The sequence below is a fragment of the Rhizobium sp. Pop5 genome (genome assembly GCF_024721175.1).
In the GTDB taxonomy this organism is placed as follows: domain Bacteria; phylum Pseudomonadota; class Alphaproteobacteria; order Rhizobiales; family Rhizobiaceae; genus Rhizobium.
On record NZ_CP099399.1, the window covers coordinates 1,405,507 to 1,428,494 of the forward strand.

At 60.5% G+C, this 22,988-nt stretch carries 21 protein-coding genes and 2 tRNA genes; 16 read left to right on the plus strand and 7 right to left on the minus strand.

Annotated features, from left to right (window positions below; all coding sequences use genetic code 11):
• Nucleotides 1-57: 57 nt before the first annotated feature.
• Nucleotides 58-1,023 carry an NAD(P)-dependent oxidoreductase gene (locus NE852_RS09105; RefSeq protein WP_037171607.1) on the plus strand — a complete coding sequence of 322 codons (966 nt, stop codon included), beginning with the start codon at nt 58-60 and terminating at the stop codon, nt 1,021-1,023.
• Here the strand turns inward: NE852_RS09105 and NE852_RS09110 are convergent.
• Complete coding sequence (locus NE852_RS09110; protein ID WP_008527270.1) at nt 1,020-2,285, minus strand: glycerate kinase; 1,266 nt, start codon at nt 2,283-2,285, stop codon at nt 1,020-1,022. The genes NE852_RS09105 and NE852_RS09110 overlap by 4 nt on opposite strands.
• Nucleotides 2,286-2,469: 184 nt before the next feature.
• Between NE852_RS09110 and NE852_RS09115 the strand changes: the two genes are divergently transcribed.
• Nucleotides 2,470-2,766: a DUF6074 family protein gene (locus NE852_RS09115; protein WP_258156423.1), complete on the plus strand. Its 297-nt coding sequence runs from the start codon at nt 2,470-2,472 to the stop codon at nt 2,764-2,766.
• 131 nt (nt 2,767-2,897) lie between these two features.
• Here NE852_RS09115 and NE852_RS09120 read toward each other — a convergent pair whose 3' ends face one another.
• Nucleotides 2,898-3,809: a membrane protein gene (locus NE852_RS09120; protein WP_008527264.1), complete on the minus strand. Its 912-nt coding sequence runs from the start codon at nt 3,807-3,809 to the stop codon at nt 2,898-2,900.
• A gap of 397 nt (nt 3,810-4,206) precedes the next feature.
• Between NE852_RS09120 and NE852_RS09125 the strand changes: the two genes are divergently transcribed.
• Nucleotides 4,207-4,386, plus strand: coding sequence for a hypothetical protein (locus tag NE852_RS09125; protein WP_128623542.1), 180 nt, complete (start codon nt 4,207-4,209; stop codon nt 4,384-4,386).
• 108 nt (nt 4,387-4,494) lie between these two features.
• On the opposite strand, the gene NE852_RS09130 is transcribed toward NE852_RS09125, so the two are convergent.
• A tRNA-Asn gene (locus NE852_RS09130) sits at nt 4,495-4,569 on the minus strand.
• 117 nt (nt 4,570-4,686) lie between these two features.
• Here NE852_RS09130 and NE852_RS09135 point away from each other — a divergent pair.
• Nucleotides 4,687-5,001 (plus strand): hypothetical protein, encoded by a 315-nt coding sequence (locus tag NE852_RS09135; protein ID WP_258156424.1) that lies wholly within the window; start codon nt 4,687-4,689, stop codon nt 4,999-5,001.
• 93 nt (nt 5,002-5,094) lie between these two features.
• Nucleotides 5,095-5,397: a hypothetical protein gene (locus tag NE852_RS09140; RefSeq protein ID WP_008527262.1), complete on the plus strand. Its 303-nt coding sequence runs from the start codon at nt 5,095-5,097 to the stop codon at nt 5,395-5,397.
• A 58-nt stretch (nt 5,398-5,455) separates the two neighbouring features.
• On the opposite strand, the gene NE852_RS09145 is transcribed toward NE852_RS09140, so the two are convergent.
• Nucleotides 5,456-5,794, minus strand: coding sequence for a KTSC domain-containing protein (locus tag NE852_RS09145; protein WP_008527259.1), 339 nt, complete (start codon nt 5,792-5,794; stop codon nt 5,456-5,458).
• A gap of 272 nt (nt 5,795-6,066) precedes the next feature.
• Here NE852_RS09145 and NE852_RS09150 point away from each other — a divergent pair.
• Nucleotides 6,067-6,140, plus strand: a tRNA-Cys gene (locus NE852_RS09150).
• A gap of 76 nt (nt 6,141-6,216) precedes the next feature.
• Here NE852_RS09150 and NE852_RS09155 read toward each other — a convergent pair.
• Entirely contained in the window at nt 6,217-6,519 is a 303-nt protein-coding gene (locus tag NE852_RS09155; protein ID WP_008527257.1) for a hypothetical protein, read from the minus strand.
• Nucleotides 6,520-7,014: 495 nt separating this feature from the next.
• On the opposite strand from NE852_RS09155, the gene NE852_RS09160 reads away from it, so the two are divergent.
• The 7 genes from NE852_RS09160 to exoR all read left to right on the plus strand — a co-directional run bounded on the left by NE852_RS09160 (nt 7,015) and on the right by exoR (nt 15,056).
• Entirely contained in the window at nt 7,015-7,680 is a 666-nt protein-coding gene (locus NE852_RS09160) for a protein-L-isoaspartate O-methyltransferase (protein WP_205621938.1), read from the plus strand.
• A gap of 14 nt (nt 7,681-7,694) precedes the next feature.
• Entirely contained in the window at nt 7,695-7,880 is a 186-nt protein-coding gene (locus tag NE852_RS09165) for a hypothetical protein (RefSeq protein WP_008527252.1), read from the plus strand.
• Nucleotides 7,881-8,011: 131 nt separating this feature from the next.
• On the plus strand, nt 8,012-8,893 hold the full coding sequence (locus tag NE852_RS09170) for a PopZ family protein (RefSeq protein WP_258156426.1): 882 nt from the start codon (nt 8,012-8,014) through the stop codon (nt 8,891-8,893).
• Nucleotides 8,894-9,010: 117 nt separating this feature from the next.
• Nucleotides 9,011-11,854, plus strand: a complete 2,844-nt coding sequence (locus tag NE852_RS09175; RefSeq protein WP_258156427.1) for a valine--tRNA ligase — start codon at nt 9,011-9,013, stop codon at nt 11,852-11,854.
• 401 nt (nt 11,855-12,255) lie between these two features.
• On the plus strand, nt 12,256-13,533 hold the full coding sequence (locus NE852_RS09180) for an OmpP1/FadL family transporter (RefSeq protein ID WP_037171580.1): 1,278 nt from the start codon (nt 12,256-12,258) through the stop codon (nt 13,531-13,533).
• Nucleotides 13,534-13,879: 346 nt separating this feature from the next.
• Entirely contained in the window at nt 13,880-14,233 is a 354-nt protein-coding gene (locus NE852_RS09185) for a hypothetical protein (protein WP_008527222.1), read from the plus strand.
• 19 nt (nt 14,234-14,252) lie between these two features.
• Nucleotides 14,253-15,056: an exopolysaccharide production regulator ExoR gene (exoR, locus tag NE852_RS09190; protein ID WP_008527221.1), complete on the plus strand. Its 804-nt coding sequence runs from the start codon at nt 14,253-14,255 to the stop codon at nt 15,054-15,056.
• A 60-nt stretch (nt 15,057-15,116) separates the two neighbouring features.
• On the opposite strand, the gene xth is transcribed toward exoR, so the two are convergent.
• Together xth and erpA are read right to left on the minus strand one after the other, a co-directional pair.
• On the minus strand, nt 15,117-15,908 hold the full coding sequence (gene xth, locus NE852_RS09195) for an exodeoxyribonuclease III (protein ID WP_008527219.1): 792 nt from the start codon (nt 15,906-15,908) through the stop codon (nt 15,117-15,119).
• 220 nt (nt 15,909-16,128) lie between these two features.
• A complete protein-coding gene (gene erpA / locus NE852_RS09200; protein WP_258156428.1) occupies nt 16,129-16,461 on the minus strand; it encodes an iron-sulfur cluster insertion protein ErpA in 333 nt (110 codons plus the stop codon).
• 221 nt (nt 16,462-16,682) lie between these two features.
• Here erpA and NE852_RS09205 point away from each other — a divergent pair, with 221 nt between their 5' ends.
• The 3 genes from NE852_RS09205 (at nt 16,683) to NE852_RS09215 (ending at nt 22,967) form a co-directional block, all read left to right on the plus strand.
• The gene (locus NE852_RS09205) at nt 16,683-17,900 is read left to right on the plus strand and encodes a deoxyguanosinetriphosphate triphosphohydrolase (RefSeq protein WP_008527216.1); all 1,218 of its coding nucleotides are present in this window, start codon (nt 16,683-16,685) and stop codon (nt 17,898-17,900) included.
• Between the two features lie 63 nt (nt 17,901-17,963).
• A complete protein-coding gene (gene argS, locus NE852_RS09210) occupies nt 17,964-19,721 on the plus strand; it encodes an arginine--tRNA ligase (protein WP_008527214.1) in 1,758 nt (585 codons plus the stop codon).
• Between the two features lie 60 nt (nt 19,722-19,781).
• Entirely contained in the window at nt 19,782-22,967 is a 3,186-nt protein-coding gene (locus tag NE852_RS09215) for an SPOR domain-containing protein (protein ID WP_258156429.1), read from the plus strand.
• The last annotated feature ends 21 nt before the right edge of the window (nt 22,968-22,988 follow it).

Genomic DNA, 22,988 nt, shown 5'->3' on the forward strand with positions numbered 1-22,988 from the left:
CAGGATCGCGGGATGGCGCATCATATTCGGCGCGAAAATGAAAAGGGAGGAACGATCATGCGGGTTCTGGTTATCGGGGCGACGGGCCATGTCGGAACCTATTTGGTTCCCCGCCTGGTGGAGGCCGGTCATGACGTCGTCACGATCAGCCGCGGCGTGGCAAAGCCCTATGCGGCAAACGGCGCCTGGGGGGCTGTCGATCAGCGGCAGATGGGCCGTGCGGAGATGGAGCGGACCGGTGAATTCGGTCCGGCCGTGCGTGCATTGAAGGCCGACATCGTCATCGACATGATATGCTTCACGCTGGAAAGCGCGGAGCATCTGGCGACGGCCCTGTCGGGGCATGTCGGACATTTCCTGCATACCGGCACGATATGGACGCATGGCTATCCCATGACCGTGCCGACGGTGGAGGAGGCACCAAAGTCTCCTTTTGGTGACTACGGCATACAGAAGGCCGCGATCGAAACCTATCTCTTGCAGCAGGCCAGACTTCGAGGATTTCCGGCAACCATCATCCATCCCGGCCACATTGTCGGCTCTGGATGGGCGCCGCTCAATCCAGCCGGCAATTTCAATCCGCAGGTCTTCTCGACGCTTGCCCTCGGCGAGGCTCTGGCGCTGCCCAATTTCGGCCTGGAGACCGTGCACCACGTCCATGCCGATGACGTCGCAGCGATGTTCATGGGGGCGATCGCCAATTGGAATGCGTCGATCGGCGAAAGTTTTCACGCGGTTTCGGAACAGGCGCTGACGCTTCGCGGTTACGCGGAAGCCATGTCGCGATGGTTCGGGCATGAGCCGAAGCTCAGCTTCGCGCCATTCGACATCTGGGCCGAAGGCCAGACACAGGAGGATGCGACGGCGACATGGGAGCATATCGCCCGCAGCCCGAATTGCTCGATCGCCAAAGCCCGGCGGCTTCTTGGTTACACCCCGCGATATACGTCCCTGCAGGCGGTGCAAGAATCGGTCGGCTGGCTGATCGGGCAGGGGAAGATCAGGACCCGATCGAACTCTTAACGGATCAGGATCGCCCTGAAATCATTGACGTTGGTTCCGGTCGGGCCGGTCTCGAAGAGGTCGCCGATGGCCTTGAAGGCGGAATAGCTGTCATTGCCGTCGAGCTGCCGGCGAGGGTCGAGGCCGGCGGCGCGCAGGCGCCTCACGGTGCTTCCGTCGGCAAAGGCGCCGGCATTGTCTTCCGAACCGTCGATGCCGTCCGTATCGGCTGCCAGCACATGAATATCCTCCTGGCCATCGATCGCCAGCGCCGTGGCAAGCGTGAATTCCCCGTTGCGTCCGCCCTTGCCGCCCTTGGCTTTCAGCGTCACCGTCGTCTCGCCGCCGGAAAGAATGACGACGGGCTTGGAAAACGGCCGGTCGCGGCCCAGCACCTCGCGGGCGATTGCCGCGTGCACCAGCGCCACGTCGCGCGATTCCCCCTCGATCGCATCCGAAAGGATAACCGGCGTGATGCCTTGTGATGCTGCGACGGCGGCCGCCGCCTCAAGCGAGACGCCAGCCGAGGCGATGATGTGGTGCTCGTGCCTTGAAAAGACCGGATCGCCCGGCTGCGGTGCGTCTGCCTTCGATGAGTTCAGATGATCGAGCGCCGCCTGCGGTAGCTTCAGCCCGTATTGCCGGACAATCTCCAGGGCATCGTGCCGCGTCGAACCATCGGGCACCGTCGGTCCGGAGGCGACATGGGCCGGGTTGTCTCCCGGGATGTCCGAGACAATGAGGCTGACCACCCTTGCTTTGGTCGCCGCCGCAAGCCTGCCGCCCTTGATGGTGGAGAGATGTTTGCGCACGACATTCATCGCCGAGATCGGCGCACCGGAAGCGAGTAGCATCTCGTTCAATGAGATTTCGTCTTCGAGCGTCAATTTCTCCGGCGGGGAGGGCAGCAGCGCCGAGCCGCCGCCGCAGATCAGCGCGATGACGAGATCGTCTTCTGAAAGGTCACGCACAGTTTCCATCAACCGCCTTGCCGCGGCAAGTCCTGCGGCATCCGGCACCGGATGTGCGGCCTCTATGATCTCGATGTCACGTGTCTCGCAGCCATAGCCGTAGCGAGTGACGACCAGGCCCGCGAGCCTTCCGTCCCAGACGTTTTCGAGCGCTCGCGCCATCTGTGCCGCACCCTTGCCGGCGCCGATCACCACGGTTCTTCCCTTCGGCTTGCCGGGCAGATGCGCCTTGATCCCGGTCAGCGGATCGGCAGCGCGAACCGCTGCATCGAACAGGCTTTTCAGAAAATCGCGGGGGGCGGAGATCGTCATCGTGGTCTGCCTCGGCTATCGGTCGTGCTGCGGACTGTCAGCGCATCGGCGTACCCGCGTCAAGGTCGAAGGCGAGGCAGATTGACCGCGGTGGACACTTTGAACGGACACGAATACGAAACGAATAGAAAGCATTAACCATACTCCCGTAGACAACGAACAGGATCAAAGGAACCCGTGTTCGATGGCTAGTGAAATGACCCGCCGCCCCGTCTCCAATGAAGGCCGGATTATCGCGTTTCCCTCCGGTACCGGAACCGCCAATGTTGAGCGCTGTGCCCGTGAACTCGGCCGGCGGCATGGCGCGGATGCAATAGAGTTCTGGAAGGCCGAATGCCGCCGGCTCGCCGATCAGCTTCTGGCGGCCGGAATGTCGGAGCGCGATGCCGGCGAGCGGGTGATGCAGTTCCAGGAAGATGTCCAGATTGAACTCGTCCTGAGCCACGAAAAGCGGGCGGTCGCCAAATCTCAAAAGCGATAGCGGCAATCACGCCGGGTCGAAGGTTCTCCGGCCGGCTTGGCTACCCGGAATCTGTTGGGCCGCCGTTATCCGCCAGCAGGCCGCCTGCCGCCCGGCCCGCCGCGTGCTGGCCGCCCATGTCCGGCTCGTCATTAGCGCCGCGAGGTAACGATCAGGTCTTCCTCTTCATCGCGCTGCGATCCGCCAAGCGCTGCGGCGGCAGAGGCGATGAAAGCTCCGATCAGAAGGGACAATGCGCCGAGCAATGCCGTCGTGGAGGCAGCTTTGCGCGCCTCGTCGGCGGCCTTCTGCGCTGCGACCTTGGCCTCATCGATGCGCTTCAGCACGGTATCGACACGCGCTCGTGCATCGGCTTCGGAAAGGCCGGTACGCGACGCCACGACTTTAGCGAGATAGGCCTTGTCATCTTCCGGAATCTGGCCCTGGGCGGCACCGTTCAGAAGGATCCGTGACACCTCGGATGTCGCCGCGGCGTCATTGGACGTTGCCTGCGTGCGCGCCTGATCGGGACGCAGCATTGCGTCGGTAAAATAGGCTGTAGGCAAGTCCGTTGCCGACGATGCTGCCACCGTCCCGGCGACCGTTGCGGTCGAGCCCACGGTTTGTGCGGCCGCACCTACGGCCTGTGCGCCCGCGCCGGCGAGTGATGTTAACGACGACGTCAGAAACCCGGCGACAAAAATCGTCGCCAGCGCCCAACTGATGAAACCGTGCGCGGTGTCGCGGAAGAAGACTTCGTCCGTGTGCACAGCCGCCCACTTCGTGCGCAGCCGGCCGGTGATATAGCCTCCGAGCGCGGAAGAGAGCCATTGCACGACCACGAGCCAGATGGCCGCCGTGACGCCGAGTGTGCCAAGGGAACTGCTTTGATCCGACCAAGGCGAAACCATCGTCAGGCCGACGCCGGACCCCAGAAGCAGAAGGATGAGGGTCACGCCGATTGCAACGGCTGCGCCCGCAAAGATGGGGCCCCACGTCATGGCGGATTTGGAGGATTCGACCGGAGCGACAACCTCTCCGGAATCTGTCACTGAAACCGACATCATCTCATCCTATCGCATAAACAGGGCCAGAAGGATGATGATAGGCAGTGGAACACCGAGCAGCCAAAGTAGAATGCCGCGACCCATGATAGACCTCCTGTCGAAAACCGACGTTACGTGCTTGCGGGCCACTCAACTTTTAACGGCGACGTTTGTTCCCGGCCGCCTTGGCTCACGTTGCCTCCGGGAGTGTTGCTGACACGTTCCGATACGACGCCACTGCGGGGCCATATAGATCGATGAGAATCTTGCACGTTCGGAGCTGACGGCGGCCGAGGAGAATGCATATATCTTGAGGCATAAGGTGATCTGGGAGGATGAGTTTCGGGAAGATTTCTCCCGACGATCCCAGGGAGTGCCTCGTCGCTCAGTCGCAGCGTAAGTTGGAGAAGCATCGATGAATAAATTTCGGGCATTTGTAGCAGCTGGAGCAGTCACGCTTGCCGCCATCGCCTCGGCCTGCTCGACCCCGCCGAATTCATACGGCTCGGCATCTGGATATGTGCCGGGAGATTCAATGAACCCGGCTTGCGCAGATGGATTCCGACCCCGTGAAGGCCGTTCGTGCAGCTACTAGCGCGTCCGCTGGGCGGAGATACGCGGCTAACCTGGCATTTCTATTGAATACCAGTAGCGGCAGCAGCCGTTTCGGACTTCTCAACAAAACGGACGATATTTTGAAAGATGGCTCCCCGGGCCGGATTCGAACCGGCGACCTGTCGATTAACAGTCGAATGCTCTACCGCTGAGCTACCAGGGATCACTGCTTGGCGCGGTGTGAGTGGGCTAATACAAATGCTTGCCCGATTTGCCAAGCGGTTTTTTCAAAAAAATGAAATGAACTTGTATTTGGGTTGCCCGCGCCCATCTCTGAAGCATGACGAATGGGAATGATCGTGAAGAGACGAACGGCGACGCGGAGCGCAATGTGAAGGGACGCTTCGGCATAGATCACGCAAGCGGCAGGCTTGTGCTCGGCTCCTTCAGCATCGGTTTGCCGCGTTCGCGGATTGCGAGGATGGCAATCGGCATTGCCCTCATTTTCTGCGGATTCCTTGGTTTCCTGCCCATCCTCGGTTTCTGGATGCTGCCGCTTGGTTTCCTGGTTCTCTCGCACGATCTGCCGATTGCGCGCCGGCTTCGGCGGCGGCTGGCGGTCTGGTGGCACAGGCGAGGCAAGCCGGCGGGCTGAAGCGGCCCGCAAGAAGCCGAGCGAGACGGTGGATCGCTTTTCGCATTCGTGGTTTATGGAGATTAAACGCTTCGCAATGAGCCAGGTGAGGAAATGAAGGCTTTTTTCGTGGCCGTCCTGTCGGCGACGGCCATTCTCTCAGGAATTCCCGCAGAGGCTCAAGGGGTCGATAGCGGTGGTTTCGACGCCCGCGGCATCTGCCGCCGCCCTGAAGGATGCGTGGTCGAGCACGGCCAAAGCGGCTCCAACGGACCTCGAAACTATCGCAATTTCAATGGCCGGAACGAACGCGACGGAGAAAATCGCGACCGGGACAATCGTCGCTATCGTGATCAAAGAAGAAGCGACAGGCAGACCGGCGGGGCCGTGCCGATTCGATCAGAATCCAGCACCTGATTCAGCCTGAATACTGTTCTCGGCGATCAGGCTGCGTAACGCCCCAGCGAATTCGGGTTCAGTTCGACCGGAGTTCGCTTGCCTCGAAAGTCCCGTCGTGGCTGGGATCGAGGTCGTTCGCCGTCAATAGGCTGCAGGCGATAAGGAAGAACACGAGCTTCAATGCGTAGGACACGGCGGATAACGGTCGTCGATGGCGCTGTGGCACGCGAGACGGAGCGATATAGTATGTGTAGTAGAAGTGCGGATCATCCGTTTCCAGCAGGTTCTGGTAAACATGCTCCGGAATGTCTGCGTATTTCGCCGGCCTGGAACCGGGAAATTTTACAAGTAGATCACGAGTTTCGGCATCATATGCCGCCCGCATGTGCTTCGATTTGAGGGCAGCCCAGTTCATAGTAGCTCCAATGCAACTTTCCTGCCCTCCCGGTGGATAACATGTCCGGCCCCCGGTCGAAGTCAAGTTTGGGATTTGTTTCAAATATGATCGTCGCCAGGAAATGGGACATCGTCGCCGTCATGGAAATTTTCGTCCGCGCGCGGCCGTCCCGGAATTGAGCGATGGGCGATTTTCGGCAGTGACGGAACGGCGTTTTTCCGAAATGCCCTCTTGCGATTTCCTTACGATCATTCTAAACGCTCGCCACGGCTCAGATAACGAGCACGTGAGGCCTCGTGGCGGAGTGGTGACGCAGAGGACTGCAAATCCTTGTACCCCGGTTCAATTCCGGGCGAGGCCTCCAAAAAATTTCCCACATGACATGGTCGGTCTGGAATGATGCTCGCTCGGCGGAGCGGCGTCGATGTGTTCAGTTGCATTTACCAGATCCGCGGGCCTGCTGAAAAATCGAACTGCGCCGGATTGATTCCAGTGAAGTGATAGAGCGCTTTCAGGCCGCCTTTGCGGAATTCTGCCTGATATTCGGAATCGCTCAGTTTGGATCCCTCATCGATTTCCGTGTCGGCGCCGAGCAGCCGCCGCAGGCCCTCTTGCGAAATGCGGGTAAAGCTGCGGATCTCGCCGCTGCTGTATTTGATCAGCAGCAGTTGCACATCGGCATTGTAGCGGAGCGCTTCTATACCGCGCGATTGGATCAGAAAGGTTTGCATGCGCGCACCCATAGCGAAAGGTGAGGGCGCTGCAACAAAATGGTTGACGTAACCTTAATGCGCATAAGGTGACCGAGGGAAAAGGGCCGCTGTATCAAGGCAACCGCGCGCATGCCGGCCCTGTTTTCGCCGGCAGGAGATTGCGCAGACGCGATGCGGGAGATATTTTCGAGCGCTTCTCGGCACTCCGTCGCATTAGGTTCTTTCACCGTCCAGCAGCCCGCAGCAAAATATGCCGATGAGCGCTGCGACGATGAAGAAATCGAACAGCGTGAAATATTCGAAAATCGCAGACATGGCCTGCTCCTCCTCATTTCCTCCGTTTGGGATAATAACATCGCAAGGCGGAGGGTTCCACGTTCGGGTCGCAATGGCCGTCGGGCGTGCTGTGGCGCGAAAGAAGCGCTCGTCGGATTCTTTTCGCTGGCGGTTGCCAAGCCTTGAAAGCATTCGTGGCGGAGATTAAGAGACGCAGGGACAGGAACCGCTTTCAAAGAGCGAGAGGACATGATGGATTTCGAAGCAGCGCGCGCAAAGATGGTCGACAACCAGGTTCGCACGACGGACGTTACGTCGCATTCCGTGCTGACGGCGTTTCTCACGGTGCCCCGTGAGGCCTTCGTGCCGGAGAAGGCGAAGCTGCTGGCCTATATCGACAATGATGTCGAGATATCAGCCGCAGCTCCCGGAAAGCCTGCCCGCTTCCTGATGGAGGCATCGCCTCTTGCCAAGCTGCTGCAGCTCGCGGCGGTCACAAAGGACGATTTCGTCCTCGAAGTCGGTTGCGGCTCGGGTTACACCTCGGCGCTGCTGTCGATCATTGCCGGCTCGGTTATCGCGCTCGAATGTGACGAGCAGCTCGCGACCGAAGCGAAGACGCAGCTTGCCGGCTACGGCAAGATCGAGGTCGTGACAGGCCCGCTCGAAAAGGGTTACGCTGCCGGCGCTCCTTACGATCTGATCTTCATCAATGGCGCAGTCGAAGAAGTTCCCGCGGCCCTTCTCGGTCAGTTGCGTGATGGTGGCCGTCTGGTGACGGTCGAGGGTTACGGCAATGCCGCCCGCGCCAAGGTCTTCGTCGCCGAGCGCGGCGCCGTTTCGGAAAACGTATTCTTCAATGCTTCCGTCAAGCCGCTGCCGGGTTTTGCCAAGGCACGCGAATTCGTTTTCTAAGACCGTTTTCATCGATGAATTCAGCGACGGGCGCCTTCAGCGCCCGTTTTTGTCTGTGCCGCTGGAAAGCCTTCACAAACATCCTTTATCCTGAAGTTGCCGCGCCGGACCGGAAAGATGCGGTGCGCATCGACGTCCATTTCATGCCTGCCGCCGCCCGTGAAATCACCATAGATTTCGCCGTGGCAAACATTGGGTAACAAAACTGTGCATGGCCGCATTCATTTGATTCGCGATGATTTTTTTCGCGCCTGCGGTATTCTAAGGTCGTGGTGATTCGGATGAACGCTCCACACCATCCGGTCGTTGTTTTGGGATAACGGGGATAGATATGGCTCAGCCAAGTGTAGCGCGTGAACCGTCCATGGAAGAAATTCTGGCCTCCATCCGCCAGATTATCGAAAGCAATGAGCCGGGCGCCGGCAAGGCGATTTCAGCATCACTGCCGCCGGTCTACGGCGCCGACGAGGATGACAACGGTTCCGAGATCCACCTGACTGTTGACGAAACCTATGCAGGCGTCGAATTTCCCGAGCCGACCATGCGCTCTTCCGATCCGCGTTTCGTCGCCGCCAATTCGGCCGGCACCGCCCCCGAACCTGAAGCGCCGGCCCGCGCGCTGTCGCTTGCCGACGTCGCCGCCCGCGTGCGCGCCGCTTCCGAGCGCAGCGCCGCACAGGCAGGACAGGCGCTGCGTGAAATCCCGAGCGCCTTCCGTCAGCCCGAGCCGCAGCCGGCCCTGATGCCGGAGCCGCCGCGCGCCGCAGCGCCGCAGCGGCAGCCACAACCGGTACCGCCTGTTTTCCCGGTTGCTCCGGCGCCGGTTCAATATGCTCCGGTCCAACAACAGCCGGTCGAGCCAGTGTTTGCGGAAGCGCCGAGAGTGGCCGTCACCGAGCCGGAACCTGCCGCCGAAGTCGCACTGCCGGCCCTGGAACCTGCCGCGGAATTGTCGAGCGAGCGTTTCCTTCCGAGCGTCATGGAAGAGGTGCAGCCGACGCTGCTCTCGGAAGATGCCGGCCTGCAGATCAGCCGCTCTTTCGAAGAGCTCGCCGCGGCGATCGACGGCGCGGAGCGCCGCTCGCTTGATGAGATCGCCGAGGACATGCTGCGCCCGATGCTGCGCGAATGGCTTGATGATAATCTGCCGACGCTGGTGGAGCGGCTGGTGCGCGAGGAAATCGAGCGCGTGGCGCGCGGCCCGCGCCGCTGATCGGATTGCTTTTTCCCTGAAAAGCCGCTCCGGTCTCCGGGGCGGCTTTTTTATTGACTTGGCCGTGGCCATCCTATTTACCAACCCCCATCCTCGAACCTCGAAATTGGTCAGAAAATGCTCGACAAGACCTATGATTCCGCTGCCGTCGAACCGAAAATCGCCGCGAAATGGGATGAGGCGGACGCCTTCCGCGCCGGCGCGAACGCCAAGCCGGGGGCCGAGACCTTCACCATCGTGATCCCGCCGCCGAACGTCACCGGTTCGCTGCACATGGGGCACGCGCTGAACAACACGCTGCAGGACATCCTGGTGCGCTTCGAGCGCATGCGCGGCAAGGATGTGCTCTGGCAGCCGGGCATGGACCATGCCGGTATCGCCACGCAGATGGTCGTCGAGCGCAAGCTGATGGAACAGCAACTGCCGGGCCGCCGCGAGATGGGCCGCGAAGCCTTCATCGACAAGATCTGGGAGTGGAAGGCTGAATCCGGCGGGCTGATCTTCAATCAGCTGAAGCGGCTCGGCGCATCCTGCGACTGGTCGCGCGAGCGTTTCACCATGGACGAAGGCCTGTCGCAGGCCGTTCTTGAAGTATTCGTCACGCTTTACAAGGAAGGCCTGATCTACAAGGACAAGCGCCTCGTCAATTGGGACCCCAAACTCCTGACTGCTATCTCCGACATGGAGGTAGAACAGCAGGAGGTGAAGGGGAATCTCTGGCATCTGCGCTATCCGCTCGAGCCTGGCGTCACCTATCAATATCCGATTGCTTTCGACGAGGAAGGCAAGCCGACCGAATTCGAGACGCGTGATTATATCGTCGTCGCGACGACGCGGCCGGAAACAATGCTCGGCGACACCGGCATTGCCGTGAACCCCGAAGATGAGCGTTACAAGCCGATCGTTGGAAAGCACGTCATCCTACCAATCGTCGGCCGCAAGATTCCGATTGTCACCGATTCCTATGCTGATCCGACGGCTGGCACCGGCGCGGTGAAGATCACGCCCGCGCATGACTTCAACGACTTCGAGGTCGGCAAGAGGGCGAAGCTGCGTGCCATCAACGTCATGAACGTCGATGGCACCATTGCAATCAAGGAGAACGAGGACTTTCTCGAAGGTCTCGACAATCCGGCGGCGCTCCATGGCGCCTGGGACCGTCTGGAAGGGCAGGATCGTTTCCATGCCCGCAAGGTCATCGTCGAGATTTTCGAAGAGGCCGGCCTCCTCGACAAGATCGAGCCGCACAAGCATATGGTCCCGCATGGCGACCGTGGCGGCGTGCCGATCGAGCCGCGGCTGACGGAACAATGGTTTGTCGACAATAAGACTTTGGGGCAGCCCGCGCTGGAATCTGTTCGCGAGGGAAGAGCCAGGTTTATTCCGAGGAACTGGGAAAACACCTATTTCAACTGGCTGGAGAACATCGAACCGTGGTGCATTTCCCGCCAGCTCTGGTGGGGACATCAGATTCCGGCCTGGTACGGCCCGGATGGCCAGGTCTTCGTCGAAAAGACCGAGGAAGAGGCGCTGCAGGCGGCGATCCAGCATTACCTCTCGCATGAGGGGCCGATGAAGGCCTATGTCGAAGACCTGCTCGAAAACTTCAAGCCGGGTGAGATCCTGACGCGCGACGAGGACGTGCTCGACACGTGGTTCTCCTCCGCGCTTTGGCCCTTCTCGACGCTCGGCTGGCCCAACCAGACGCCGGAGCTTGCACGTTATTATCCGACGAATGTTCTGGTCACGGGTTTCGATATCATCCCGTTCTGGGTCGTTCGCATGATGCAGATGGGCCTGCATTTCATGAAGGATGAGAATGGCGATCCTGTCGAACCCTTCCATACGATCTACATTCACGCTCTGGTGCGCGATAAGAACGGGCAGAAGATGTCGAAGTCGAAAGGCAACGTCATCGATCCCCTGGAACTGATCGACGAATACGGCGCCGACGCGCTGCGCTTCACCCTGGCGATCATGGCAGCGCAGGGTCGTGACGTGAAGCTCGATCCGGCCCGCATCGCCGGCTACCGCAATTTCGGCACCAAGCTCTGGAACGCGACGCGCTTTGCCGAAATGAACGGCGCGAAGAGCGATCCGCATTTCGTGCCGGAGGCGGCCGAACTCACCATCAACCGCTGGATCCTGACGGAACTTGCCCGTACGGAACGTGACGTTACGGAAGCGCTCGAAGCCTTCCGCTTCAACGACGCCGCAGGCGCACTTTACCGCTTCGTCTGGAACCAGGTCTGCGACTGGTATCTCGAGCTCTTGAAGCCGGTCTTCAACGGTGAGGACGAGGGCGCCAAGGCCGAAGCCCAGGCCTGCAGCGCCTATATTCTCGAAGAGATCTACAAGCTGCTGCATCCCTTCATGCCCTTCATGACAGAAGAGCTTTGGGCGCATACGGCAGGCGAAGGCAAGGAGCGCGACACGCTGGTCTGCCATGCCGAATGGCCGGCGCCGTCTTATGCCGACAATGGGGCGGCCGACGAGATCAACTGGCTGATCGACCTCGTCTCCGGCATCCGCTCCGTGCGCGCCGAAATGAACGTGCCGCCGTCGGCCACCGCGCCGCTCGTCGTCGTCAAGGCCAACAACCTGACGCGCGAAAGGCTGTTCCGCCACGATGCCGCCATCAAACGGCTTGCGCGCGTGGAAGCCATATCGCTGGCCGACGATGCGCCGAAGGGCGCCGCTCAGATCGTCGTGGCCGAAGCCACCATCTGCCTGCCGCTCGGCAATCTGATCGATCTTTCCGCCGAAAAGGCCCGCCTGGAAAAGGCAATCGTCAAGACGGAAGGCGAGATCTCACGCATCAACGGCAAGCTCTCCAACGAGAAATTCGTCGCTAATGCCAACCCAGAGGTCGTTGAAGCCGAGCGTGAGCGCCTTGAGGAACTGGAGGGGCAGATCGCCAGCTTGAGGATCGCTCTTTCCAGGGTAAGCGAAGCCGGTTAAGTTTCTCGCGACCCATTTGATAAGTCATTTCAAAGACGCGCCCTTCGCCGGCGCGTCTTTTTTGTTGTCAACATGCCGAGCGATTCGGTCTGGAAAACGGCTGATTTCGGGCCTTGAGCCTGTGGATCGTGACCCCGGAAGCATCCGGCCGGTGAAAACTGCCACTGTTGTTGGATTGATACAGCTTCTGCAATATTTGGAATGAATGCCCAAAAGTCCCCCGAAAACGACCAGCCTCTGGAATAAAATTTTATTAACCAGATTTTTTGACGTGTCCGTCAATTTCTTTACGTAAGTTAGTCGCCAGTAACGATGGGAAACGCCGCCAGGGGCGCGTTGCCATCTCGAGCGAACACTTACTACAGTGACGCCACATCAATTGCTGGAGTGGGGGAGACACAATGGCACCGCGTATGTTTTCCAAGGGCGTAACGTCGCTCGTTCTTCTTTCGTCCTTCGCGGCGCCGACCTTCGCCGGCGGTCTGGAGCGTGGCGGATACAATATCGATCAACTGTTCGACAATTCGCGGTTTTCCGTTCAATCCGGCGCCACCTATGTCATGCCGCAGCGCAAGCTGAAGAATGTCAAGGACACCAAGGCGAGCGACGGTCTCGGCACCAATGGCATCGGTGGCGGTTCGACCACTGCTGACGATACCGTGGATTATTGGGTTCCCTATCTCGGGGTGAAGGTCGGTTTTGGCGACGCGATCGATTGCTTGGGCGACTATTCCACACCCTTCGGCGCGCACACCAATCCCGGTACGGACTGGCTGGGTGTCAACAACAACATCGAAACCAAGATCAGCACCCGCAATTACGGCCTCACCTGCTCCTATCGTTTCGATATGGGTCCCGGCCAGCTTCGTTTTATCGGTGGCGGCTTCTACCAGACGGTCGAGGGTTTCAAGACCCGCCTCGTTGCTCCGATCACGACGCCGCCGGCTTCGCTGATCTATGACGGCACCGGCCGTCTGGAGCTTTCCGACCAGGCCTGGGGATGGCGTGCGGGCGTTGCCTATGAAATCCCGGAATATGCGTTTCGCGCCAGCCTGGTTTACAACAGCAAGGTCAAATATGACGATCTCACAGGCACGGTTGACCTGACCGAGGTGCCGAAGGCTGTCAATCCCGCCAATAAATACCTCGGCGTCGTCACCCCGGTCTATGGTTCGGCCGAAGCCCCCGATTCTGTTGAATTGAAGCTGCAGAGCGGCATTGCGCCCGACTGGCTTGCCTTCGGTTCGGTCAAGTGGACGAACTGGAGCGTGCTGCAGTCGATCGCCTTTTGCCCGAAGGCCAACAAGGGCGTCGTCGCCTGCAATGGCAGCACGCAACTCACCTCGCTCGATCTCTTCTATCGCGACGGCTGGACGATCGGTGGCGGCATCGGTCACAAGTTTAACGACCAGTGGGCGGGCGCCGTCAGCCTGACCTGGGATCGCGGCACGAGCCAAGGCTATGGCTCCCAGACCGACACATGGACGCTCGGCGCGGGCGTTTCCTATACGCCGGTCGAAAATGTCGAATGGCGTCTGGCCGGCGCGCTCGGCATCATGACCAGCGGTGAATCCGGCACTTTCGTCTATAAGGGCAAGACCTATGGCGACGACGTCTCCTATTCCTTCGACGACGATCTGGTCGCGGCCCTCTCCACCAGTGTAAAGATCAAGTTCTGATCCTGCGCCTCAAGTAGAAGTCCCGGAGCCCGGCAGTGTGCCGGGCTTTTCTTTGGGTGCTCCACAAGACAAAACGACGTTCTGATTTGTGACGATTCAGCAACACTTTTTTACGACGGTTGGCGTATGGTGGAGATGAGGCGAATTTGTCCATTTCCCGCCACAAAGAGAGCGCAGCGGTATTTGCGGGTGAGGAGATGGCAGACTTACGGTGCGTGTAACTAGTAGCATGGGTCGATTTTTTTCCGGGAACACCAGATCGTGCGGCGCGATTGGCGACAGTCGTTGGATTGCGGCCGTTTCTCCTTCCGAGCAAGGCTGTTCCGCCGGCAGGACGGGGATTGCGATGGTATCGTCGATCCGCTCATCATCGTTGTTTTCGGGCCACTCGCGTGAACAGCGGAGCGTCGACGGGCAGGTCGATACCGGTTTGGTCACATTTGCTATTTACGAATGCGATAAAGGCGGGAAGGCGGATGCCGCGCCCACCGAAGGAATGCCACGGAGATTGCAGTCAGACCATGCCGGAAGCCGGGTGGCTCTGAATGACATGCTGGAAATTCGGCCTCTGAAAATGGGCCAATGGGCTGGATGCGACGCGGGCAAAGGAGCCATGGAGCTCGCCGCGGGATCGCTCGCCTCGAAGGAATACATCCGCGGGATGCACGGCGTAAGCGCCTCCGCTACCTGCCAGGGATGAACGAAAGAAATCGGTTGAGATGGTGACGTCCGAGTTCAAAGTGTTCAAATTCATGCTGATGGGCATGTCGATGGCCGTTGCGTTGGCGCTGACCTGTCCGGCCCGCGCGTTCGACATCAAAGCCGGCGTCAACAAGGAATCCGGTCCTTTCGATCTCTTCAAGTTCGGCTTCAAGGCCTATAAGAACGGCCAGAAGGAAGAGGCGGTCGAAGCCTATAAATATGCGGCCGAAAAGGGCCATACCGGCTCACGCTGGGCCCTCGCCAACATGTATGCGGACGGCGACGGCGTCGCCCAGGACGATTTCGAAGCCTTCAAGATCTACAGCGAGATCGCCCAGCAGGGTGTGGAACCCGGCTCGGAAGACACCGGCTTCTTCGTCAACGCGCTGCTTTCGCTCGCCAATTATTACAAACACGGCATATCAGGCAGCCCTGTCAAGATCGACCTCACCCAGGCGCGCCAGCTCTATTTCCAGGTCGCCTCCACCTTCGGCGTCGCTGAGGCACAGTTCCAGCTGGCCCAGATGATGCTGGCGGGAGAGGGCGGCTCAGCCAGCCCGCAGCAGGCCAAGAAATGGCTGAATCAGGCCCGCAAGAGCGGCCACCCCGGCGCCATGGCCGTTTTCGGCAATATTCTTTTCGACGAAGGTCAGACGACGCGCGGTCTGGCGCTGATGACGGCGGCGCTCGACCGCTGCAAACCCAAGGATTGCAACTGGATGGAAGCGCTGCAGGAGCAGGCCTTCTCGGTTTCCAACGAGACCGACCGCCGCACGGCGATATCGCTGTCGCACACGATCGCGAGCGGCTCCGACGACTGATGCATGTCTCCTGGAAGCGTGCATCGGTTCCAGGATAACGACAGAGCTTATAAAAAAACCTCAGGCTGCGAAGTCGAAATAGGCGATTACGGGTACGTGGTCGGATGGCTTTTCCCAGGCGCGCACATGTTTTTCGATCGCCGCTGACGTCATACGGTCGGCGGCTTCCGGCGACAGCAGCAGATGATCGATGCGGATGCCGTTGTTTTTCGGCCATGCGCCGGCCTGATAATCCCAGAAGGAGTAAAGCTGCGTCGCGTCCGTCGTCGCGCGCACGGCGTCCGTCAGGCCGAGGTTTTCAAGCCTGCGGAACGCTTCCCGTGTCTGCGGCAGAAACAACGCATCGCTTTCCCAGACTTTGGGGTCGAAGCAGTCATGGGGCTCCGGAATGACGTTGTAGTCACCGGCAAGGACCAGCATCTCCTCATAGGCGAGCCGTTCGGCCGCGAAGGTCCGCAGGCGCTCCATCCAGGCGAGCTTATAGGGATATTTCTCCGTTTCGACAGGATTGCCGTTCGGCAGATAGATGCAGCAGACGCGCAGGATGCGCGTGTCGGCCAGCGTGAACACCGCTTCGAGGAAACGTGCCTGCTCATCCAGCGGGTCGCCGGGCAGACCGCGGTTGACTTCGAAAGGTGAACTCTTGGAGAGGATCGCCACGCCGTTGAAGCCTTTCTGGCCGTGCGTCTCGACGTGATAGCCGAGCGCCTCAATCTCCAGCCGCGGAAAACCCTCATCGATCGTCTTGATCTCCTGCAGGCAGACGATATCAGGATTGGAATCCTTGAGCCATTGCGTGAGATTGTCGATGCGCGCCTTGACGCCGTTGATGTTCCAAGTCGCGATCTTCATCTCTTCGTCCTGTTGGCTTAAAGCATGTCGCGCAAACTGTGGCGCGGTTTTGCGATGCGGAAAACAAAAGACTTAAAGCGTGGGCCAAGCGAATCTGAAAGATCATGACGCGCTCTAACGCGGTTCTTTTATCGTGGTCTTTCACAACAGGACAAGACGATAAACCGGCCGGAAGCAAAACTTCGGCCGGTTCGATGAAGACAATGCGACGGTTCAGTAATCAGATCGAGAAGCTGGTGCCGCAGCCGCAGCTTGCCACCGCATTCGGGTTCTTGATCTGGAAGGATTGGCCGAGCAGATTATCGACAAAGTCGATCTCGGACCCCGCCATATAGACGAGCGACAAGCTGTCGATCAGCACCTTGGCGTCGTTCTTTTCGACGATGATGTCGTCGTCACCTGCGCCATCGGCAAGGTCGAACTTATAGGAAAAGCCCGAACAGCCGCCGCCTTCGACCGACACACGCAGCGCGCTTTTGCCGGCTTCCGCACTGATGATCGCAGCGATGCGCTTTGCCGCGGCATCTGAAAGGGTTACACTCGTATCCGTCATGTTTCCTCCTGCCGGGGTCAAGATCCGGAGAGAATGGGTTTTGGCACTCGAATGTTCAAATGCCTGATATCTAAGGAACTTATCATGATCCCAGCGAAAAGGCCATGATGCGCCGAAGCGGTTAAGAAAGCGCCTCTTTGCCGTTCGCCAGGCTATAGGTATGAAGAGCGCAGAGCGGCGTCAATGGGCGGATGCGGCAACAGGCAGAATGACGGTGAAGAATGACGGTTGACAGGCGTGCATTGGGTTTCGGCAACAGCGAAAGGGCGGTCTATGCGGCGGACCCCTGGACGACGCGTGGGCGCCTCTACCAGGAGGATGGAAGTCCGACCCGCTCCGATTTCCAGCGCGATCGCGACCGCATCGTCCACACCACCGCCTTTCGCCGGCTGAAACACAAGACCCAGGTCTTCATCGCGCAGGACGGCGATCACTATCGCACCCGGCTCACCCACACGATCGAGGTGGCGCAGATTGCCCGCGCGCTTGCCCGCGCCCTGAAGCTCGACGAGGATCTGGCCGAAGGCGTAGCGCTGGTCCATGATTTCGGCCACACGCCGTTCGGCCATACCGGCGAGGACGCGCTGCACGAGGTGCTGCTGCCCTATGGCGGCTTCGATCACAATGCCCAATCGCTGCGCATCGTGACCAAGCTGGAGCGGCGATATGCCGAATTCGACGGCATCAACCTGACATGGGAAAGCCTCGAAGGTCTCGTCAAGCACAATGGTCCGCTGCTGACGCCGGAAGGTGTGGGCACGCGCGGTCCTGTTCCGCAGCCGATCCTCGACTATTGCGAACTGCACGATCTCGAGCTTGCAAGCTACGCCAGCCTGGAGGCCCAGGTCGCGGCGATCGCCGACGATATCGCCTACAACACCCATGATATCGATGACGGCCTGCGTTCCGGCTACCTCAATTTCGACATGCTGGAGGAGATCCCGTTCCTTGCCGGGCTGATGGCCGAGGTACGGGAGCGTTATCCGCATCTGGAGCCGAGCCGCTTCACCCATGAGATCATGCGCCGCCAGATCACGCGCATGGTCGAAGACGTGATCGGCGTCGCGCAAGAGCGCCTTTCCCTCATCCGCCCGCAGAGCGCAGGCGACGTGCGCGCGGCCGACCGGGTTATCGCCACGTTTTCCGAGCAAATGGCCGAAACGGACAGGCAGATCAAGGCGATGCTCTTCAAGCGCATCTATCGCAATCCGGATATCATGCGCATTCGCGCCGGCGCGGCAAAGATCGTCACCGACCTCTTTGGAGCCTATATGGCCAACCCGAAGGAAATGCAGAGCCACTACTGGGTGGATCATATCGCCGGTCTGTCCGATGCGCCGAAAGCCCGCCATGTCGGTGACTATCTCGCCGGCATGACGGATACTTATGCGATCAGCGCCCACAGGCGATTGTTTGACCATACTCCGGATTTGCGATAGGCAGCGGTCGCCCGCCGAGGGCCGATTTGAGCTTTTGGCACAGCCTATGCATGGAAGAGTGTGATGAACCTTTTTACCGACTTCGAAGCCAGGATCAAAACCGCCCTTGAACAGATCGATCTGGTCAGGGAAAAGCGATCTGAACTCGATTTCGGCCGCATCACGGTCGAGCCGCCGCGCGACGCGAGCCACGGTGATGTTGCGACCAACGCCGCGATGGTGTTGGCAAAGCCGCTAGGCTCAAATCCGCGCGCACTCGCCGACGTCATCATCGCCAAGCTCAAGGAAGATGACGACGTCGCCGACGTCTCGGTCGCCGGTCCCGGTTTCATCAATATCCGCCTGTCTGTCGGCTACTGGCAGCGGCTGCTTGCCTCGATGATCGGCGACGGTACGGATTACGGCCGCTCGACGCTCGGCGAGGGCAGGAAGGTCAACGTCGAATATGTCTCGGCCAATCCGACCGGCCCGATGCATGTCGGCCACTGCCGCGGCGCCGTCGTCGGCGATGCGCTCGCCAACCTGCTCGCTTTTGCCGGCTACGGCGTCGAGAAGGAATATTACATCAACGATGCGGGTTCGCAGATCGACGTGCTCGCCCGCTCCGTCTTCCTGCGCTATCGCGAGGCGCTTGGCGAAAAGATCGGCGAGATCCCTTCGGGTCTTTACCCGGGTGATTATCTGGTGCCTGTCGGCCAGTCGCTCGCCGCCGATTACGGCGTGCGGCTGCACAACATGCCGGAAGAGCAGTGGATGCCGATCGTCAAGGATCGCACGATCGACGCCATGATGGTGATGATCCGCGACGATCTGGCGGCGCTGAATGTCCATCATGACGTGTTCTTCTCCGAGCGGACGCTGCATGCCAATGGCGCGGCCGCGATCCGCACGGCCATCAACGACCTGACCTTCAAGGGTTATGTCTACAAAGGCACGCTGCCGCCCCCGAAGGGCCAGGTTGCCGAGGACTGGGAAGATCGCGAGCAGACGCTGTTCCGATCGACCGAAGTGGGTGACGATATGGACCGGCCGCTGATCAAGTCGGACGGCTCCTACACCTATTTTGCTGCCGACGTCGCCTACTTCAAGAACAAGTTCGACCGTGGCTTCGACGAGATGATCTATGTGCTCGGCGCCGACCATGGCGGCTACGTCAAGCGCCTGGAAGCGGTTGCACGCGCCGTCTCGGAAGGTAAGGCGAAGCTGACGGTGCTGCTTTGCCAGCTCGTCAAGCTCTATCGCAATGGCGAGCCGGTGAAGATGTCGAAGCGCTCCGGCGATTTCGTCACGCTCCGGGATGTCGTCGAGGAAGTCGGCCGTGATTCGGTCCGGTTCATGATGCTTTACCGCAAGAATTCCGAACCGCTCGACTTCGATTTCGCCAAAGTGACGGAACAGTCGAAGGACAATCCCGTCTTCTACGTGCAATATGCGCATGCCCGCTGCATGTCCGTCTTCCGGCAGGCCAGGGAGGCGTTTCCCGACCTCGACGTTTCGCCCGAAGATCTTGCCAAAAGCGTTGCTGGCATTGGCGATCCGGCCGAATTGCAGCTGGTCGCCAAGCTCGCCGAATTCCCCCGTGTCGTCGAAGCGGCGGCTCAGTCGCAGGAGCCGCATCGCATCGCTTTTTACCTCTATGACCTCGCCAGTTCCTTCCACGCGCACTGGAACAAAGGTAAAGATCAGACGGAATTACGATTTGTTAATGATAAAAACCGAGAATCAAGTATTGCCAGACTTGGGCTGGTGTACGCCGTCGCGTCGGTTTTGAAGTCGGGACTTGCCATTACGGGCACTGCCGCACCTGACGAAATGCGATAACGTCACCATTTCCCCACAATGCGCTGGCATCTGAGTGTTGGCGTTTGCGAGTGGGATGGTATGGCTGATAAACAACTTGCGTATGATACGCGCGGAAAAGACGATCTGTTTGCCGACGACGATCCGTTGGCCGAACTCGCCCGTATCGTTGGTTTTGAACCGCGCGTTGCGGCAAACACGGTAACTGAAGAACGCCGCGAGCCTGCCCTCGATCTCGAGGAAGAGCTCGTACGCCACTTCGACCGTTACGATTCGCCGCGTCCGCTTGCGGAGCTCGATCATCCGGCCGAGCCTGTCGCTGAAGATATCGCTCCCGAGGATTATGTCGAGCCTGTTCTCGACGTTTCCCCTGTAGCCGAAAGCGTAGAGGCTCCCGAGCCGGTTTCCGTCGCTCCCACCGTAGAAGCGGTGGTGCCCGCTGCCAGGGGCTGGGATGCGGTCGCCGCCGACTGGGCAGCCGACCCGCAACAGCAGCTTTCCGCCGAGCCTGCTTCGGAGGCGCCGGTGCAATCGGCCTTCGGTGGCGCCCGTGATCTGATCGAGGAACTCGAACTATCGATCGGCGCAGCCCCTGTCTCCTCGATCGCGCAACCCGCCAAGGCGCCACAATGGTCGGCTGCCAGCATTCGGCTGCCGCTTGCCAATTTCCATGCCGCCAAACGCGAGGAGCCGATTATTCCCTCGCAGGCGGTGACTGAGCCGGCTATCTTGCCGGCGGTTGAGACATCGTTCGCCGATCTGCCTGAGACGAAGCCGGAACCGGCAATCGAGCAGCCTGCGCCCGTTGCCGCCGTCGAGCCTTCCGAGGAATTCGAATCCGCCGCTCCGTCGCTCGGCTTCCCCGCCGAACTCGACCGCCATGATGAGGTCGCGCCGGAAGAGACTGCCGAGGCCGAGGAATTCGTCGAAATCGAAGACGAGTTGCAGAATTTCGACGACGATGCCGGCTTCGATCTCATTGCGGCCGCCGTCGAAGGCGAAATCCAGGCCGATGCTGCTCTGACCGAGGTCGTGCCCGAAGTGCCGCACACCGCCGGCACGTTCGATCTCGACGATTTGCTTGCCGATGTCTCGCGCTATCCTATGCCGCAACGGGCCAATCTGACGCCTGTTGCGCAACAGCCCGCACCGATCGAAGCAGCGCCCGTCGTTGCTGCCGCGCCCGCGCAGCCCGAAACGATTGTGCCCGTGCCGGCCGCCGCAGAGCCCATCCGGCCCGCTGCGGCCTATGCCGTTGAAGCCGCAAAGCCGATCGCGCCCCAGCTTGCCGAGGCCGTTCCGCCGCAGCCTGTCGCGCCGTCATTTTTGCAGGCGCCGCAGCAGCCGGTACAGGAAGCCGACGATCCCTTTGCCGGCCATGATTTCGAGCTGGATCTTGCCGGCATCGAGCTGGAACTTTCCGATCTGGACTTCTCCGAACCCGCTCCGGAATCGCAGCCGCAGGCAGCAGCTCCCGTGCAGAAGCCGATAACGCCTGCGCCGCAGCCGGAAACGTCCGTGCGCTCGCAGGCGCCTGCCGCGCCTGCAAGGCCCGCACCGGCCTTTGCTCCCGAGCCGCAGGCTCCAACTCCGGCTCCGGCTTTCAACTGGGCGCCTGCCGCCGATTCGACTGAAGACCTGCCGTTCGATCCGGCGATGATCTCAGACCCGGAAGAGCGTCCCGAGACGGTCGACGACATGCACGTGCCGGCGCTTCCGCCGGTCGAGCAGCCCGCGCCGGTCGCCAAGACTGCGGATTTCGATTTCGATCTCGATGCGGAAATCGCGAGCTTCTTTGAACCGGCCAAGCCGCGGGAAACGCCTGCGCCGGCCCGGGATACGGCGGCCGCCGCGGCAAAGCCGGTCAAGCCGACCATCGCCGATGGCCTCGATGATTTCGAAAGGGCGCTGGAGGAAGATTTCCGCCGTAGCGTTCGCGAGCCGGTCGAGCGGTCGGGAGCTGTTTCCGAAGTCCATATCGAATCGGCAAGTCAGGCCGCTGATTTCAGTCGCGCCCGCTCGATGCGCCGCCTGCTTGCCGGCGCCGTCGTGCTCGTCGTCTTCGCCGGTGTCGGTTATGGCGTCTATTCCTCGGTCTGGAACGGGGAAGGCCTCGGCATCGTCGCATCCGGCGAACCACGCGTGATCGTTGCCGACAAGGAACCGGTCAAGGTCGTTCCGGAAAATCCGGGTGGCAAGACCGTGCCGAACCAGGACAAGGCCGTCTACGACCGAGTTGCCGGTTCTGCCGAAGAGCCGAAGCAGAAAGCGCTCGTTTCCTCCGATGAGGCTCCCGTCGATGTCGTTCAGCGCACGCTGACGCCGGAAGCATTGCCCGAGGATGATGAGAACGCCGGCGCAAACGATCAGATCACGCCGACCGCTGTGGGCGAGACGGAAGATCCGCGTCTGCTGCCGAACCAGGGCAGCGCCGACAACAATTCCGCAAGCGATGCAGACAAGACGCCGTCCGTTTCGCCGCGCAAGGTCCGCACGATGATCGTCAAGCCTGACGGCACGTTGGTCGCTCGCGAAGAACCGGCTCCCGCCGACCAGCCTGCGCCGTCCGCTCCTGCGACATCGTCAGCTCAGCCGGCGCAGTCTGCCCAGGCGACATCGCCGGTTCAGCCGGCGTTGGCTCCTCAGTCGACCCCATCCGCTAAGCCCGCTCCGGTCGTGCCCGCGGTCGGTGGGACGGCCGGAAGCTTCCCGCCAAATGCGGAGGTTGCTTCCGCCGACGCTCGTTCCGCAGCACCTGTCGAAACCGCGCCGGTACAGCCGACGTCAGCCGGTAAGACCGACGCGCAAGCCGCTCCGGCCGATGCTCCGGTAAAGCCGGTCAAGACCACGGCGATCACCGATACCGCTCCTGTTCCGATCGCCCGCCCGGCCGAGCAGCCTGTCAACGTCGTCAGCACCGTGACCGAGAAGGGGAATGTCAAGCCGTCTGCGCAGCAGCCGAAGACGACACAGGTCGCGGCCGCCGCACCGGTTGCCGCCCAGCCGCAGCAGGCCGCATCAGCAGGCGGCTACGGCCTCCAGATCGCCTCGCTGCCGTCTGAAGACGAGGCGAACAAGTCCTATGCCAGCCTGTCGAAGAAGTTCGCCAGCGTGTTGAACGGCCGCAGCCATGAGATCCGCAGGGCTGATATTGCCGGCAAGGGCACTTTCTACCGTGTCCGCATCCCGGTTGGCTCCAAGGATGAGGCCGCAGCACTCTGCGAACAGTATCGTGCAGCGGGCGGAAGCTGCCTGATCTCCAAGTAACATTGGCTCATTGAATTGAGA